Source organism: Vibrio sp. D173a (assembly GCF_030248475.1).
This window is the reverse complement of sequence record NZ_JAHGAH010000822.1, coordinates 1-1,065: the sequence shown is the minus strand read 5'-3', so window position 1 is coordinate 1,065 and position 1,065 is coordinate 1. Positions and strand designations below refer to the sequence as shown.

Annotated in this window: 1 protein-coding gene; it reads left to right on the top strand. The window is 41.1% G+C overall.

Features of this window, described 5'->3' with window-relative positions:
- Positions 1-1,065: hypothetical protein (locus KIV40_RS29555; protein WP_285352814.1), on the top strand; the 1,065-nt coding region annotated here is incomplete at both ends.

Here is a 1,065-nt window from a genome sequence, read left to right as displayed (position 1 = left end):
CTATTACGCTGTGCAAGTTGAGGTCTCTAGTTACTATGAGAATACAGCGATCGAAAATAGCGCCGTCAAAATCTCGAATAACGGCTCTGTTTTAGCAGAAGGGAATACTGACGTATCGGGTAAATACAACATTAAAGTACTGGATACTGATTTGGATACCAGTAAAGCAATTATTGTATCGGCTGATGCTGTAGGTTTTTCTGAAGCTTCAGAATCCAAGCAATTTTCAGATATTGGTACAGAAATAAACTTATACCTACCGACAATTCACGCAAATGTTAACTTTGATAGTCAAATCGCTTCAGATCTACAAGTCGACAATGAGACTCTTGTTTCGGTAGAAGCTCAGAGCTTTGTGAACGCGCAAGGAGAAGCAGTGACGGGACAAATTAGTTCCGAGCTATTCGTAATCGACCCATCGTTGGATATTGATTTGATGCCTGGCGAAATGGTTACGGAGACTCCTTCTGGAGAAACGGTTCCTATTGAGTCTTTTGGTGCGATCACTGCAACCTTTACTGATAGTGAAGGCAATGATCTACAATTAGCTGATGGTAAAACCGCACAAGTTAGAATCCCTGCGTCAGGTTCGAATCCACCAGCGACGATTCCACTCTTCTATTATGATGAAGTACAAGGTATTTGGGTAGAAGAAGGGACTGCTACTTTAGAAAATGGATTCTATGTTGGGGAAGTCGCTCACTTCACAACATGGAATGCAGATAGAATTTATGAAACTGTATACGTTGATGGTTGTGTCGTTGACAAAGAAAATCAATCAATTTCAAATGCAAGGATTCGTTCTGAAGGTGTTGACTATAACGGTCGCTCATCAGCCTATAGTGATGCTCAAGGTAACTTTAGAATACCGGTTAGACAGGATAGTACCGTATTAATCTCTGCAGAAAGCCAGTATCAAAGTCGTACAGAAACTGTACATACCGATTCACGTGATGAAACCATGGATGAGTGCTTAACCCTTGATGATGCTACAACCAAAATCCAGCTAACCTGGGGACAAAACCCAAGAGACTTAGATACACATTTCTATGGTCCAAATGGTGA